The sequence below is a fragment of the Mucilaginibacter polytrichastri genome (assembly GCF_001911425.1).
Classification (GTDB): Bacteria; Bacteroidota; Bacteroidia; order Sphingobacteriales; family Sphingobacteriaceae; genus Mucilaginibacter; species Mucilaginibacter polytrichastri.
The window spans coordinates 2,162,305-2,177,702 of sequence record NZ_MPPL01000001.1; the positions used below are offsets into that span (position 1 = coordinate 2,162,305).

Sequence of the window (15,398 nt, forward strand, 5' to 3'; positions counted from 1 at the left end):
TGAAGTGTTGCGTGGCCCATCCGGAACGTTATTTGGCAGCAGTTTAATTTCTTACGGTGGCCTTATTAATGTGGTAACCAAAAAACCTTTTGATACTTTTAAAAGCGAGGTTGCTTACACAGCTGGCAGCTTTGGGCTAAATAGAATTACAGCAGATGTAAATACCCCGCTCGACCCTGAAAAAAGAGTATTACTGCGGGTTAATGCAGCTTACCATGATGAAAATAGCTTTCAGGATGCAGGCTTTAAAAAGGTGAGATTTTTTGCCCCTTCCCTGTCTTATAAAGTAGATGATAAACTTTCATTTTTGGTAAATGCAGAGTTTTTAAGTTCTGAGGGCACTAATCCAATGATGCTTTTCTTTGACAGGGGTGCCCCATTAAGAGCTAAGAATTTAACAGAACTGGGCTACGACAATAAAAGATCATATACCAGTAATGACCTCTCTGTAAAAAACCCTACAACTACGTTACAAGGGCAAATGAATTATAGGTTTAATGATCAATGGACTTCACAAACTGTGCTATCGAGAAGTACAGCAAAATCCCTGGGTTATTACTCTTATTTATACGAAATTTCACAGTACCTACCGGGTTACCCAAATGTTTCCTCAACATTTAACCGTTACATTACCGACCTAAATTCTACCACTAATACTACCGATATCCAACAAAACTTTAACGGAGATGTAAGGATTGGAAAAATACGTAACCGTATCTTAGTGGGCCTCGATTATTTTAGCCGGGTAACCATTGATAATGGTACAGGTTATGCTAACGTTGGTATGGTGAACATGGCTGGCTTTGATAGCGGTATCTTATCAAGGCAGCATGTAGATTCTACACTTACCAACTCGCCGGTAACCAACAGCAACACTATGCAGCAGGTTTACAACGCCTATGCTTCAGATGTAATTAATGTTACATCAACGCTTTCGGCTATGCTAAGCTTACGTGTAGATAATTTCAGGAACGGAGGTTTAACCACTGCTGCTGCCGACAAATATTCGCAAACAGCCTTATCTCCAAAATTTGGTTTGGTTTACCAGCCCATAGCCGATAAGCTATCTGTATATGCCAATTACATGAATGGCTTTACCAATGTTGCGCCTATCCGTAACCAGGCAGGGCAAACTGAAACCTTTAAACCAGAGCATGCTAACCAATGGGAAACCGGTGTTAAATTAAATATTTGGGAAAGCAAGCTGACTGCCACTGTAAGTTATTATGATATTAAGGTTTCTGATAAAGTTAGACAATTAGGGCCTAATGATTATATACAGGATGGTGAAAACTCAAGCCGTGGTTTTGAAGCAGATATTGCTGCCAATCCGGTACCTGGTTTAAACATTATTGCGGGTTATAGCATAAACAACAGCAAGGTAGTTAAAACCGATGCAACAGATTTTCTGGGAAGACGCCCCGAAGAAGCAGGACCGAGAAACATGGCAAATACATGGATTAGCTATCGTTTTGATAAAGGTACTATCAAAGGCTTTGGATTAGGTTTTGGTGGAAACTATGCGAGCGAAAACAAGATCTTAAACAGGCAAACTACCGGTGTTTTCACGCTGCCTTCCTACACCGTATTAAATGCTTCTGTATTTTATGGTGTTAAGGCCTGGAACCTGGCATTTAAAATGGATAACCTAACCAATAAAGAATATTACAAAGGTTGGTCAACCATCGAGGCTCAAAAGCCAAGGGCTTTTATTGCAAGCATTGCATTTAAATTCTAATATCAAGAAACAACATCTACCTATTAAACAGAAGCCTGTTCCGCATTCGGAGCAGGCTTTTGTTTTTACAGAAGGTAACTGGTAAATATTGGGTTAAGAATTAATCTTATAGAAACGTTGTGCATTACCGCCAAAAAAAAGATTGCGCTCTGTTTCGGTGAAGTTCTTCAAATAGTGTTCAACTATTCTCATCACATCGGTATATGATGCAGCCAGGTTAAGAACTGGCCAGTCGGACCCGTACATAACCCTGTTGCTGCCAAAAGAACTAAATACTATATCCATGTATGGTATAAAATCTGTTTGCTTCCAGCCATGCCAAGAGGCCTCTGTTACCATACCCGAGATTTTACAGTATACATTTTCAAATTCAGCTAATGTTGCGATATCCTTTTTCCATTCATCCAGCTCACCCGTTTTTATATACGGTTTTGCCAGGTGATCGATAACAAATTGTTGACCAGGGCAAGCAGATACAAAAGCTTTAATATATTTTAGTTGGTCAGGAAAAATCAATATATCAAATGTGTAGCCATACTTTGTCAGCAGGTTAATACCATTTAAAAAACTGTCATTAAGCATATAATCACGCTGCTGCTCAGCTTGTAATATATGCCTGAAACCCTTTAATTTATCGAATTGGCTATAATATACCAACCTGTCTTCTAACCCAGCCGAGTTTAGATCAACCCAGCCCACTACGCCTTTAATAAAGTCATTCTTTTCCGCGTTTTCAAGCAGAAAGTTAGTTTCAACCTCTGACTGATCTGCCTGAACAGCAATGCAACCGTCAAAGCCAAACTCATTAAGAATGGGTTCAAGGTCTTGCGGTAAAAAATCCCTTTTCAGCACAGCCATTTCATCATTGATCCAACTATCCCTAACCGGATCAAACTTCCAGAAATGTTGGTGTGAGTCTATTTTAAGCATATTAGGTAACGACAATTAATCAACATCGGTTATATCATGGCTAAGTTATAAAATCAGTATTCAATACTATAACTTATCTAATGCCTTATCAATAATTTTCAGGGCATCTTCCCGAAGTCTTTGATCACCGCCAAGCATCGCCTTTAGTAATTTCCGCTTCTTTTTTAGGTATTTCTTTGCATGCTTTTCGTCATATTCCAAAACCCACCCAATGTTGTAGATAAGGTCGCAGTATTTAACAGTTTGGGCATCCGGGCTAATGGTTACTAAGCGCTTAGCTTCTCTTTTCTTACGATCTTTTTTGCTCAGATCCGGGTAAGCAGCAGCCGTAAATACGTCGGTTAGCGCTATAACTGCTCCAGTAATATGGTTGGCATTCTCGTCATTATAGCCAAAGCTTTTCAACGCACCAAGCAATGTATCAACAGTGTTATTAGTTTCTTCAAAAAGGTCATGGCAGAGGCCAATCTCATAACCAAGGGCAGTTGCCTTGCCGGCCATTTCGGCAACCGCTAATAAATGAGCAAAATAAGGTTGATTAGTTCGTTTTATTAACTGGCCTTCATGTTGCAGCTTTATCCATTGCGTTAATTGTTCGGCAGTACTCATTTAATCTTATCCAGTTTGAAATAACCCAGGTGAATTTCATCCTCGGGCAAGTCCGCACCGTCACTCATCACAATCTGGTATTTTTCTTTAAATTCTGTCGAAAGCATTTCTTCTATCTGGTGAACACTGTCTACATCTACACCATACTTTTCATCAATGTGTGCTGTGGCTATGCCTTTTAATGAATTAGTTTTAAAAAAGAGCGTCTTTTTTGCAGCTTGTGCCGCTAGTATGCGATTGTGCTGCACTGTTAACACGGTATAATGCTGCTCTTCCAGTTTGCCTGTCGTATATCCGCCCAGGTTCAAAAAAAACAGTTTATCCGGCGAGGCTTGTGTTTCTGTATTTTGTGCCACTATGTTAATCGCGTAACTGTCTACCTTGGTTACTTCGCGCCAGCCATCAAGGTGCAGGCTATTACCGGCTTCGGGCCAAAAGGCTTTAGCTGCCGGTACCAGATCCTTTAAATTATCAGCAATACCAAAAAAATAATCATGCTGTTCTGTATACCTACCCGGGGCTTCTGCTCCTAGTAATAACAAGTATAATTTCATGCTGATAATCTCTTAATAATGGTAGATGAAGCCTCCTCACTGAAATCTAAACCAGAGTAATCGGGATTATAGCCACCGATGTAAGGCACGGCCATAATATAGATCCGGTCGTTAAAGGCTCCATAATCATCCACCACCTGAAAATGGTCATTAATAGTAATGCCCGAAACTTTTAAATAATAGTCGCCGTTTACATCCTGCGATACACTTTTTCCTTCGGCCATAGCTTTCTGCCCTTCTTCTGCTGACCGGAATTTAACTCGGGCCGGGCTTATCGTCCTGTTGCTCAATAAACTTTTAAACGGAAATTTTTCAAAGGCCAAATGAGGCTGACCCACACAATCGATATAAGTGTTAAAATATACTGCCTGCTCACTACCTTTTTCATCATTGTAATGATAGGTTGCACCGCCTTTCGGTTCAGCTTCTACCCTGCTCTCGTCTCCCACCGGGATAAGCTCTAAAACCCCGGCCTGGTGTAAGGCCAGTAACTCTTCACTCGAACTTTGCGGAATATAGGCAATAACAATAGAGATCAGCGGGGTTAAAGTTTTCTGCACTCTTTGCATATCCTCTGCCGATAAATGTTTGGCAGGATAGTTTAGCGCAAAACTCAGCACCCCTAACATCTCTTTCCAGTATACTGATTCTTTTCGTTTAATCGATTTTTCAGCTTCTGCATATTCTGCTTTTAATAGTTGAAACGGATCAAGGCGTTCACGCAATTCCATCATATCAGCCACAAATTCTTCAAGGCTCATATCTTTAATGCGTTGGTAAAATTCAGGCTCCTTTGCCCTGATAGGTTCCTTGAAATCCTTTTCAAATATATAGTCGAGCGATAAAAAACCATTATTGGCTGCTATGTGTGCAGCTATTTGCTCTTTAGTCAGTAATGAATTATTAGACAGGTGCGAATCTTCTAAATGGAAACGCACCGCAGGCAACATGCCATTGCGGGTATGCAATATGAGTTTAAAGTTAGGGCTATCCTCCAGCAAGGTATAAGAAAGCCATCCATTTTGATCTTTGTTAAAAGTACCATTGTGCCGGGCTAAAGTACGTATGGCATCAACCGCAGTAAGCGAAGAGCCTTTAATAGCTACAGGATGATCGAGCTTTAAAGCCAGCTTAACCGGAGGATAGGGCGAATCGAAATAATTGGGCACCTTGCCTTCGTGTTGATGAGGCCAGTTATGGCCGGTACAGATAATTACCTGGTCAAATTCAAATTGCTCTTCGTCTGCTATTTTTACAGTAACTGTTTCTTTATCGGGATGATCGATAATGTCGGTTACGGCACTATTGTAATGGATCTCATACGGTATGCCGGTTTCCCGTGCTTGTTTCTGTAGCAGATCAAACTGCGCAGTTAGATACTGCCCGAAAAGTAAGCGTGGTAATACCTTGTACTCATTAAAACGTTTGGGGTCAATGTGGAATTTATCGAGCGTATCTTTTGATACCGTTTTAATCCAATCGGCCAACGGTGTTACCAGTAAAGGAATTTCATTACCAGATACATTGGTAATGTGCTCGTCATTAGCACCTTCTGCGCTGTAAGGCATGCCCTCTCCTAACCGCTTTTTCCGTTCAAATATCGTAATGTCGATATCTGTTCTTTTTGATTCTACCAGCCTCTTAAACATGAATAGGCCGCTAGGCCCGCCACCCAATATGGCGATACGTTTTTTAGTTTCCAAAATTATCTTGTCCCTGCTTTATGAAGATACAATTTGGCAACAAAGCTTTACACGAAGTGTTTGGACGATCAGTTTTTAGACCTTACACCAGGGTATTATTTTTGAGCTTAACATGGCTTAAAGCCTGTTTCTGAAATGCATCGGGTGTTTGGCCTGTTTGCTTTTTGAAGAAACGACTAAAGTAAGGCCGGTCAGAAAATCCAAGGTCATAGGCAATTTCCTTTATCGTACTCTCGCTGTGTATAATCAATCGTTTAGCTTCTAATATAATCCGGTCGTGAATTAATTGCATCCCTGTTTTATCCAGCTTTTCTTTCAGTATCTGGTTCAATCGTTTAGAGCTGATGCCCAATTTTCCGGCATAAAAATCGGTATTACGCACCTGCAAATAGTTGCTCTCCAACAGCATTAAAAACTCGTAAACCCGTTTTTGATGAATGTCATGCCCGGTAAACTCCTGCTCTTTAACGTTAATAAGCTTTAGTAAAAATACCTTTAACAGCGATTTTACAATAACCAGGTTATCTCCTGCTTTCTGATACTCATCAATCAGCAATTGATAAACCTTACTTAGCCCTTCGGCCGCTTCCGCATCTAGTTGCAAGCAGGAAAACTCACCCTGCACGTTGAAGATCTTAAACAGGTCGAGTAAGAACTCTTTGTCCCCCTCCTCCAAAATTTCCCTTTTAAAAGAAATCAGTTCACCGTTCTTGCCTGCTTTGTTTAATTGGTGTACCCGGTATGGCGGGATGAGATAGATCCAATCTCCCTTTACATCAAAGTCGTTCATTTTTAATGCATGCAGCGGGCCTTCATTTTTTAGCCATACAATTTCAAAAAAGTCTTTCCGGCCGGGATCATTCAAATAGCTGGGTGGGCAATTATGCAAATTTCTAATATATATAAGTGCACTTTCCAGCTTGGTTTCTTGTAACGGGGATATCATGCAGCAAAGGTACATACTCTGCAGACTGCGCATGGGACGATATGACAATTATGGTGGACTATTCGGAAATGAGTATTTGTATTAACAGGCTTTATGACTTTTAACTTACAGAGTTTCCTGATAGTCCACCCTAAAGGGCTGATTGTGTAATTCAGACGCTATATAATCAGAATACATTTGCCGAATATATAAAGATCTATCTATGGATTTAACACGGCAACAAGACTTAACCCAAGCTAATGCTATTAAAGCAAACCTGACCCTGGTATTAGACGAAAACAAGCAGCTTGCAGAAAGGATTGATTACGATCAGTTTGTACCCATGCTTACAGGTATTCAGCAGGCTAATTCAATTTTTCTGATTGCATCCGGCCGTTCGGGATTTTCAATGCGATCGTTCGCTATGCGTTTAATGCATCTTGGGTTACAGGTATATTTTGTGGGAGATACCACTACACCTGCTATTAAACCGGGCGATGTACTACTCGCGGCATCCGGTTCTGGTACCACGGGTACAGTTGTAAAAGCAGCACAGAAAGCTAAAGATGTAGGTGCGAAAGTAATAACTATAACCACCAATCCATCATCGCCGCTTGCAGCGCTTTCAGATACACATATTTATGTGCCGGCAGCGGAAAAGGAAGATCATCATGGCGGTAAATCACAACAATATGCGGGCAGCCTTTTCGAACAGGCTGTACTGCTAATTACCGACGCGGTGTTTTTGGAACTGTGGCGGATAGACGGCACGCCCGCCGAAGAACTCTGGAAACGCCATGCCAACATGGAATAAAAAAACACATATATAAATAACACTTAAATAAAATAACAATGGCCAAATTACAAGTAGCAATAGATTTATTGACAACAGAAGATGCACTGGCGCTTGCCGCTAAAGTTGCCCCTTATGTTGATATTATTGAATTGGGAACCCCATTAATTAAAAACATGGGCTCGGCAGTAATCACTGCAATGAAGAATGCACACCCCGACAAATTGGTTTTTGCCGATTTAAAGACTGCTGATGCAGGTGAACTGGAAGCTGATATTGCCTTTAAAGCAGGTGCTGATTTAGTAACTGTAATGGGCGCAGCAGGTAATGCAACTATTATTGGTGCGGTTAAAGCAGCAAAAGCACACGGCAAAGGTGTGGTTGTTGATACCATTGGTTACCCCGACCGTGTAAAACGCGCACAGGAAGTAACAGAGTTGGGCGTTGAATTTGTTGAACTACACGCAGGTTTAGATGAGCAATGGACAGCAGGCTATTCTATACAGGTATTAATTGACGAAGCTGCAAGAGCCGGTGTACCGGTATCAATAGCAGGTGGTGTAAACTTAACCAACGTGGCAGCTGTAATTAAAGCAGGTGCTATTGTAGCAGTTGCAGGTGCAGCAATTTATGGTGCAGAAGACCCGGCTGCAGCGGCTAAAGCACTTCGTGAGGCAATAGATGCAGCTTAAATAAGTAAATCAACATTAACAGAGAAAACTTTGCTTTTATGCAGGGTTTTCTCTTTGTTGTTTTATAAGAATTTGTAGCTTTATATACATAGTTAGCCAATCAATTAAAACATATACTGCAGGCATTTGTCTGCTTTTTAAATTATAACAAAATGACATCAGTAAAAGCATATGCAGCGCAGGGTGCAGAAACCCCTCTTGCACCGTTTTCAATAGACAGGCGTGAACCCGAAGCCGACGACGTTGAAATTAAAATTTTGTATTGTGGTGTTTGCCACTCAGACATCCATACCGCACGTAACGAATGGGGAGCCACCGTTTATCCATCTGTACCCGGCCACGAAATAGTTGGTAAGGTAACCCGCGTAGGTAATAATGTAACTAAATTTAAAGTTGGTGATACCGTTGGCGTAGGCTGCTTTGTTGATTCATGTATGCATTGCGCTAACTGTAAAGATGATCTGGAACAATATTGCCTGAACGGCCATACCCAAACTTACAACTCGCAAAGCCAGGATAAAAAAACAATTACACTGGGCGGTTATTCAAGCCATATTGTAGTTACGCAACACTTCGTGCTATCTGTATCAGATAAATTACCGCTTGAGAAGGTAGCGCCATTGTTATGTGCCGGTATTACCACCTATTCGCCATTACGCCACTGGGGTGTTAAAGCGGGCGACAAGGTTGCCGTAGTTGGTTTAGGTGGCTTGGGCCACATGGCTGTTAAACTGGCAGCGTCTATGGGTGCCGAGGTAACCATGCTAAGCCGGTCGAAAAGTAAAGAAAAAGATGCTGCCGAATTAGGTGCACATCACTTTAAGCTAACCACGGATAAAGATACCATGGGCGAATTGGCCAGCAGTTTTAACTTTATTATTGATACAGTTTCTGCACCTCATGATTACAACGAATACCTTAATTTACTAACAACCGATGGGGTAATGGTTTTATTGGGCGCTCCGCCAGAGCCTACCGCTATAGGAGCTTTCCCATTCATTATGGGGCGTAGAAGCCTTGTTGGATCGTTAGTGGGTGGTATAAAAGAAACCCAGGAAATGCTGGATTACTGTGCCGAGCACAACATTACATCAGATGTGGAAGTAATTGGTATTGACAAAATTAATGATGCCTATGAGCGTACACTTGCAGGCGATGTACATTATCGCTTTGTAATTGACATGGCTACTTTATAATTTGCTATTATCTAAAATAAAAAAAGCCGCATACCTGTAATAAATACAGTTTGCGGCTTTTTTATACGGCTTAAGGGTAAATCTCAATAAATTACTTTACCAAATGGTCGGCCAACTTTTTAATAGTTTTTTTAGATATGCCTATCTTTTTGCTTATAAATCCGGCAGCCAGATTTTTAGCTTCATCTTTAAGTTTGTGTTTAACTGCTTTATTGGTACTTGCTCCACTTTCAGTTAAGTATAAATAGGCTGCTGCTCCCGCCCCAACCACTACAACCGACAGTAAAACTACAAGCCCGGTATTGCTTTCTTTTTTAAAAGGATTTTTCATAAATATGGCTTTAATAAATTAATTAGTTGCTATAGTATCACTTAGGTGATCAGGATCTTTTTTAGTAGTAATCCGTTTTAAAATGTATGATAATATAAATGCGTACACTACATAACAGGCAAATATAAAATAGCCCGGTTGCAAAGATGTATTATTAGCTGTTACAGTAGTTAAAACACTGTTATGAATATTCAGGTTAGAGAGCTGGCTTTTTAAAATACCATTCAGCCCGATATAAGTCATCAAAATACCCACAATCATTACATCTGCCATATCCCATTTACCCGACTCAAAAGCCAGGTATTTCACAACTTTATTTTCAGCAATTTTTTTAGAACCCGAAATATGGATCCCCCTTGCTATTATTCGTAAAACCGGTAAAACAATTACGAACAGCATAATAAGTATTCCAATAAGCACCGCATCTGGTTTGGGCTGTTTAATCAATACTTCAATTACACCCAATATACTTTTACTCTGAAAAAACAGCACCTGGTTCTCAAAGGCTACCTTCTCTCCCATTAGCATAAAATTAAGCGATTGGATCCGTGCATCAACCTCTATAATTGAAGTTGTTATACCAACCATTAACATGATAAGGGCGAATAGCAATGACATAACAAAAAGCGTGCTATGCAGGTGTACCTGTTTTCTCATCAGCAACCATAAACCTAGTGCAAATACAACGCAGCCAACCATAGCATAAGCATAGTTGTAGGTAACAGCGCGGATAGCTGCTAAATCCGCATTGATGCGCTTATTAAATGTGACAGGATCTGAAACATGGTATTTCTTGTACAGGTATTTAGTTGCCTCAAAATTAGCAATGCTCGTACTATCATACGTTTGTTTTCCAAGCTGGTTTAATTTGCTGGTGGCAATATGCTTGAGCCTTTTTTCACTCGCGGGGCTGTTAACTTTATCGATAATGGTTTTTGCAAAAGATGGCACCTGTGCCTGGATTTCATCTGCGTTTACCATACTATTGAATGCAAATTTTTTGAGTTTGCCTCCCAATGTTTTTTGCGGCTTGTTAATCTCTGCAACTGTTTTACCTATAAGATCGTGAAGCTGTTTTTCAACCTGGGCCTGTAATGCTTTCTTTTGTGCACGGGTCATATGGAAATCCTGAACCTGACCGTTTACAACTTCCGCTATACGGTCTCGCCACTGATCTACAGAAAACAGGCCGAATGTGATATTATTCGACATACTGTAATCTTCTTTAATTTGTTCCTGCTCGCGGGAAAGCGTGTACAAACGGTATCCGAAATAAGCTTCGCCAAAAAGGAGAACACTTAACCCCAGGATGAGTATTATATTTGGTAAGCCAAATTTTTTGGCTTGTGAATTTTGCTGCTGAGTTGTCAATGTGATAACTGATTAAATCATAAATTGGAACACTGTAATAGATTGATGCTAATGCGAATCGTACGGCGTGATGAATTTCAGGATGGTGGATAAAATAAGCCCGTATAACACAAAGCTGATGAATATGATATATCCAGGCTGCAGAGCTGTGTTATTTGTAGTGAGGATGGTTAAAAAATCACTTTTGATGTTCAGACTGGCTAACTGAGTTTCCAACAAGCCATTGAGGCCGATATAAGTCATCAATATGGCAATCACAATCACATCAGCCATGCTCCACTTTCCGGATTGGAAGGCAAAATATTTGATAACCTTATTTTCTGCCAGTTTCCTTTTACTCAATAAATGAATACCGGTAGAACTCAATTTCATAATAGGGAAAAGGATACTAAACACCAGGATTAAAATGCCAACCAATATGGAATCAACTGCGGGCTGCTTTACCAGCACTTCAACCACATCCAGGATACTTTTACTTTGAAAAAACAATACCTGGTTTTTAAAAACCACATGCTCTCCTAATAGTACAAAATCAAGCGACTGAATACGCGCATCTACTTCGATCATTGATGCTGTTAAACCTACAGCCAGAAGAATAAAGGCAAATAGAAGCGACATTATAAAAAGCGTTGCATGCAGTTCAACACGTTTTCTAAGTATCCACCATAACGCTAAAACAACAACAATGCAACCCAGCATACCAAAAGAATAATTATAGGTGGTAGTCCGGATATTATCTAATGATGTGGTAAGTTTATGATTGAATTCTTCTGCCGTAGCTACATGATATTTGCGGTACATATTATTCACTACCGAATCATTTGCAGTAATGGTACTATCTAAATAACCACTGTGCTGCACTTCGTTAAACTTGCCCAAAGCCATTGTACTGAGCTTGTTTTTACTGTCCGGGTTATCAACTTTAGCAATTATGGTTTTTGCAAATGCCGGAACTTGCGCCTTAATCTTGTCTGTATTAACAAAAGTTTTTACTGCCAATTTTTTTAATTTACCGCCTATAGATTTTTGCGGTTTATTAACAAGCGCTTCGGCTTTATTGATTAGGGCAAGGATAATCTGCTGAACTTCTACCTGTAGTTCCCTTTTTTGTTTAGGAGTCATGGTGAAGTGCTTAACCTGGTGATTAACAATAGCGGCTACTTTATCGCGCCACTGTTCTACAGAAAAAAGCCCGAAAGTAATGTTGTTGATATTGGAGTAATCTTCCTTTATTTCTTCCTGTTGATCTGAAACGATATGAAGGCGATAACCAAAATAGCCTTCGCAACATAAAAGAACAGCAAGGCCAAGTATTAGTAATAATTTGGAGACGTTAAATCCCTTAACGACATTCTTTGGTTGCTCTACAGTCAAATTGGGTAATAATTAAAAATATGGAACCGTGATATAACTGAGAGATATGATAATTGTTTGAAGGGCTTGTATTCTGTATACATTTTACTTCATATTTAATTATTTGAAAATAACTTTTGATTAGGGGTAAGTTAGCAGATTTGGTACCGGACTATTTAATGAGTTCTATAGTATACCCCCCCCCCCACTTACAGTATATATACGGATATTAACAAATGCGTATTTCTACGTAGAAAGGTAATTTGATGATCGTTATGTTTGTATATGCTTTAAAACGCATAAGCCAATAAACCATAACAAATAAATTATCACATCAAATCACATGGAAAACGTTAAGCATTTAAAATTTTTGTACCTAAAGTACGAAGTGAAAGAAATCACTAAGCTGATTTCAAAATATCAGAACATCAATAATTTTGTGTTCGGCTATTATGCAGCCGAGCCTTACAAAGGCATTCAGCTTTTGGCCTCCGTTCGTTTGGGCGATGACTGTAACGATCAGTCTTATGCTCCGGAAACAAGTATTCTCACCCCTCATGGTGATCAGTTTCTAGCGCCTGATCGTGCAGTAACGCTCAATAACAACTTCATTTCCATAGCTGCAATGAAAGGTTTGATCGAATCCGGCAAAGCGGATTATTTACTTTTTACTCCTAATGTAAACATGACTGGCCACCTGTATTACGCTGTAAGCGCTATCAAAAGCGGCTTACCAGGCACTGGAGACGATACTTTAAATACCAACCCTTCTCCTCCGGCAACTATGGCAACCTAATACCATGCATCAGGTTGTACAGTTAATTATCGATTGGTCTGAAGTATGGGCCCTTTTAATTCCCATTTGTATATTTAAAAAACAACCGGCTTTGTATAAGCCGGTTGTTTTTTACGTTTGGGCTGCGTTGTTTATTAACCTGGCCATTGATGTGATTTGGAAGTGCAGAACATTAATTCCTGTGGCATATAATTCTAATAATTATCTTTATAATATACATTCAATTATCCGGTTTCTGTTATTCAGCTTATTCTTTACCCGGTTAAAACATCCTTTTCTGGCATTTCTTAAAGTAGTAATTCCTGTTATGTTTGGGGCATTTTTACTGGTTAATTTTATTTTCTATGAGCAATTTTTTAACTACAGGATGTTTAGCAGCAGGCTTTTATCTGTAGAAGCATTTTTGATGTTGCTATACGTTTTTCAATATTACTTTTTCAAGATTAATGAAAATGTTGATGTAAATATTTTCACACCCGATTTTTGGATCGTTACAGGCCTGGGCATATATATGGCTTTCAATTTTTTTATCTTTCTGCTTTATAATGAACTCACTATTCGCCTGCAGTCTTTTGCAATAAGCCTTTGGAATGTGCATAATATTTCTTTTATAGTTTTTAATCTTTTTTTAGCAAAATCTCTTAATGAATCAGGAAAATAATACCATCCGGCTTTTATTAGTAGTTGGCATTGCAGTTATGTTGCTGCTTTTTACCAGCTTTCTGCTGATTTTTATTTTCACACAGCGTAAAAAGCTTCAATACCAGCAGTCGCTTCATGCCCTGCAGGAGAGCCAGCAGCGACAATTAATTGAAGCAGCAGTGCGTAGCGAGGAAACTGAAAGACAGCGTATTGCAGAGCAGCTTCACGACGAGATAGGCTCACTGCTGTCTGCAGCCAAATTATATTTCCGGATGATTAAAATTGGGCACTATGAAAAATCTGAACAAGAATTATATAATAAAGGGAATGAACTTCTCGATGAATCTATTACCAAAGTAAGAGGTATATCTCACAGCCTGCATTCTTATATATTGCAAGAGTTTGGCCTTAACGAAGCGATCAGGCATTTTGGTGATAAAATAAATAGCGGTTCGCTTATCAGCGTAACTACATCGCTTGACCAAACCTATGTTACCCTTGATCCGCAGCGCGACATCAGTATTTACAGAATTATTCAGGAGTTATTTAGTAACGTATTGAAGCATGCACAGGCAACTAATATAAATGTAGGCTCGCTTTATAAAGACAATTCTTTAACGTTGGACATTACGCACGACGGTAAGGGGCTTACACAGGATGATTTTGAAGAACTAAGGTATATTAATGACGGGCTTGGGTTAAAAAACATTCAAAATCGTGTCAATCTTTTCAATGGAGAAATAACTTTTATTAAAAATTATAAGGATTATTTTATTCACATTTACTTTCCTAACCTTAATTCATGATGGAAAAGATAAAGATTGCAATAGCCGATGATTATGCCATTTTTAGAGATGGATTAAAAGTTGGCCTGAAGCCTGATAAGAATCTCCAGGTATTACTTGAGGCATCAAACGGAATTGAATTACTTGAATTGCTGGAAAACGAAACCGTTGATGTAATATTGATGGATTTAAAGATGCCGCTTATGGATGGTATCGAGGCAACACAGATCATCAAGAAAAAAAACGGCACTACTAAAATAATTGCAGTTACCATGTATGATGACGACAAGTTTATTATACACCTGATGGAAATGGGCGCTAACGGCTACTTGCTAAAAAATGCAGAACCAGACGAGATTAGGAAAGCAATTTATTCGGTACATGAAACCGGCTACTATTTCAATGATATTATAAACAAGGCACTTTTAAAAAAGCTTGTACTTAAGGGTAATATTAAACCATCTTTTAAACAACAAATAGATTTTTCTGAGCGGGAACTTGAAGTGCTGAAACTAATTTGCGACGAGAAAACTGCACAAGAGATCGGGCAACAGATTTTTCTGAGCTCCCGGTCTGTAGAGGGTATAAGGCAACGGCTTATTGATAAGGTGGGTGTACGTAATACTGCAGGGCTGGTTATGTTTGCTGTTAAAAATGGCATTATATAACCTTTTGTTTTTACATTAAAAACCAGGATATTTTTAAAGAATTAAACTTATTGCAGGATATTGAAACCCTGTGTGTAGTAAATAACAGGGACTGCTATTACAAAAAATAAAACAAGGGAGGTATTAAGTCCCTTTGTCTTATTGAAATTACTCTGCTAAACCACCGGTAAGCGTAAAGCTAACCAGGTTAAGCTCTACTTCGCGTGAAGACCGGAAAGCTTCCAGTGCGCCAAGTCTTGAAACTGCATCCACATAATGAGGATGTCCTGGTTTTAGTTTCCAGAACATATTAATTTCCAGCGCGGCCGAAGC

16 protein-coding genes are annotated in these 15,398 nt (G+C 39.4%); 7 read left to right on the forward strand and 9 right to left on the reverse strand.

The window, feature by feature from the left end; all coding sequences use genetic code 11:
- A partial coding sequence (locus RG47T_RS09365) for a TonB-dependent siderophore receptor (RefSeq protein ID WP_253187507.1) occupies positions 1 to 1,738 on the forward strand: 1,738 nt, incomplete at its 5' end.
- A 93-nt stretch (positions 1,739 to 1,831) separates the two neighbouring features.
- Here the strand turns inward: RG47T_RS09365 and RG47T_RS09370 are convergent.
- The 5 genes from RG47T_RS09370 to RG47T_RS09390 form a co-directional block, all read right to left on the reverse strand.
- Positions 1,832 to 2,668, reverse strand: coding sequence for an amidohydrolase family protein (locus RG47T_RS09370; protein ID WP_074489172.1), 837 nt, complete (start codon positions 2,666 to 2,668; stop codon positions 1,832 to 1,834).
- A gap of 66 nt (positions 2,669 to 2,734) precedes the next feature.
- Positions 2,735 to 3,277, reverse strand: coding sequence for a hypothetical protein (locus tag RG47T_RS09375; RefSeq protein ID WP_074489173.1), 543 nt, complete (start codon positions 3,275 to 3,277; stop codon positions 2,735 to 2,737).
- Positions 3,274 to 3,831 carry a DUF1543 domain-containing protein gene (locus RG47T_RS09380; RefSeq protein ID WP_074489174.1) on the reverse strand — a complete coding sequence of 186 codons (558 nt, stop codon included), beginning with the start codon at positions 3,829 to 3,831 and terminating at the stop codon, positions 3,274 to 3,276. Before RG47T_RS09380 ends, RG47T_RS09375 begins: the two co-directional genes overlap by 4 nt.
- Positions 3,828 to 5,534 carry an FAD/NAD(P)-binding protein gene (locus tag RG47T_RS09385; protein ID WP_083627352.1) on the reverse strand — a complete coding sequence of 569 codons (1,707 nt, stop codon included), beginning with the start codon at positions 5,532 to 5,534 and terminating at the stop codon, positions 3,828 to 3,830. Before RG47T_RS09385 ends, RG47T_RS09380 begins: the two co-directional genes overlap by 4 nt.
- Positions 5,535 to 5,616: 82 nt before the next feature.
- Positions 5,617 to 6,399 carry an AraC family transcriptional regulator gene (locus tag RG47T_RS09390; protein WP_253187508.1) on the reverse strand — a complete coding sequence of 261 codons (783 nt, stop codon included), beginning with the start codon at positions 6,397 to 6,399 and terminating at the stop codon, positions 5,617 to 5,619.
- Positions 6,400 to 6,682: 283 nt separating this feature from the next.
- On the opposite strand from RG47T_RS09390, the gene hxlB reads away from it, so the two are divergent.
- The 3 genes from hxlB (at position 6,683) to RG47T_RS09405 (ending at position 9,140) form a co-directional block, all read left to right on the forward strand.
- Positions 6,683 to 7,273 (forward strand): 6-phospho-3-hexuloisomerase, encoded by a 591-nt coding sequence (hxlB, locus tag RG47T_RS09395; RefSeq protein WP_074489177.1) that lies wholly within the window; start codon positions 6,683 to 6,685, stop codon positions 7,271 to 7,273.
- Positions 7,274 to 7,311: 38 nt separating this feature from the next.
- Positions 7,312 to 7,944: a 3-hexulose-6-phosphate synthase gene (gene hxlA / locus RG47T_RS09400; RefSeq protein WP_074489178.1), complete on the forward strand. Its 633-nt coding sequence runs from the start codon at positions 7,312 to 7,314 to the stop codon at positions 7,942 to 7,944.
- Between the two features lie 152 nt (positions 7,945 to 8,096).
- Positions 8,097 to 9,140 (forward strand): NAD(P)-dependent alcohol dehydrogenase, encoded by a 1,044-nt coding sequence (locus RG47T_RS09405; protein ID WP_074489179.1) that lies wholly within the window; start codon positions 8,097 to 8,099, stop codon positions 9,138 to 9,140.
- Positions 9,141 to 9,231: 91 nt separating this feature from the next.
- Here RG47T_RS09405 and RG47T_RS09410 read toward each other — a convergent pair whose 3' ends face one another.
- The 3 genes from RG47T_RS09410 to RG47T_RS09420 are packed head-to-tail and all read right to left on the reverse strand — an operon-like array spanning position 9,232 to position 12,216.
- Positions 9,232 to 9,471 (reverse strand): hypothetical protein, encoded by a 240-nt coding sequence (locus RG47T_RS09410; protein WP_074489180.1) that lies wholly within the window; start codon positions 9,469 to 9,471, stop codon positions 9,232 to 9,234.
- Between the two features lie 18 nt (positions 9,472 to 9,489).
- Positions 9,490 to 10,842 (reverse strand): paraquat-inducible protein A, encoded by a 1,353-nt coding sequence (locus RG47T_RS09415; RefSeq protein WP_074489181.1) that lies wholly within the window; start codon positions 10,840 to 10,842, stop codon positions 9,490 to 9,492.
- 48 nt (positions 10,843 to 10,890) lie between these two features.
- Positions 10,891 to 12,216, reverse strand: a complete 1,326-nt coding sequence (locus RG47T_RS09420; RefSeq protein ID WP_074489182.1) for a paraquat-inducible protein A — start codon at positions 12,214 to 12,216, stop codon at positions 10,891 to 10,893.
- Positions 12,217 to 12,538: 322 nt separating this feature from the next.
- Between RG47T_RS09420 and RG47T_RS09425 the strand changes: the two genes are divergently transcribed.
- The 3 genes from RG47T_RS09425 (at position 12,539) to RG47T_RS09440 (ending at position 15,086) form a co-directional block, all read left to right on the forward strand.
- Positions 12,539 to 12,991 carry a hypothetical protein gene (locus RG47T_RS09425; RefSeq protein WP_074489183.1) on the forward strand — a complete coding sequence of 151 codons (453 nt, stop codon included), beginning with the start codon at positions 12,539 to 12,541 and terminating at the stop codon, positions 12,989 to 12,991.
- Positions 12,992 to 13,635: 644 nt separating this feature from the next.
- On the forward strand, positions 13,636 to 14,439 hold the full coding sequence (locus tag RG47T_RS09435) for a sensor histidine kinase (RefSeq protein WP_074489185.1): 804 nt from the start codon (positions 13,636 to 13,638) through the stop codon (positions 14,437 to 14,439).
- Positions 14,436 to 15,086 carry a response regulator transcription factor gene (locus tag RG47T_RS09440; RefSeq protein WP_083627353.1) on the forward strand — a complete coding sequence of 217 codons (651 nt, stop codon included), beginning with the start codon at positions 14,436 to 14,438 and terminating at the stop codon, positions 15,084 to 15,086. Before RG47T_RS09435 ends, RG47T_RS09440 begins: the two co-directional genes overlap by 4 nt.
- Before the next feature lie 147 nt (positions 15,087 to 15,233).
- On the opposite strand, the gene RG47T_RS26050 is transcribed toward RG47T_RS09440, so the two are convergent.
- Positions 15,234 to 15,374 carry a hypothetical protein gene (locus tag RG47T_RS26050; RefSeq protein WP_175538891.1) on the reverse strand — a complete coding sequence of 47 codons (141 nt, stop codon included), beginning with the start codon at positions 15,372 to 15,374 and terminating at the stop codon, positions 15,234 to 15,236.
- Positions 15,375 to 15,398 lie beyond the last annotated feature (24 nt).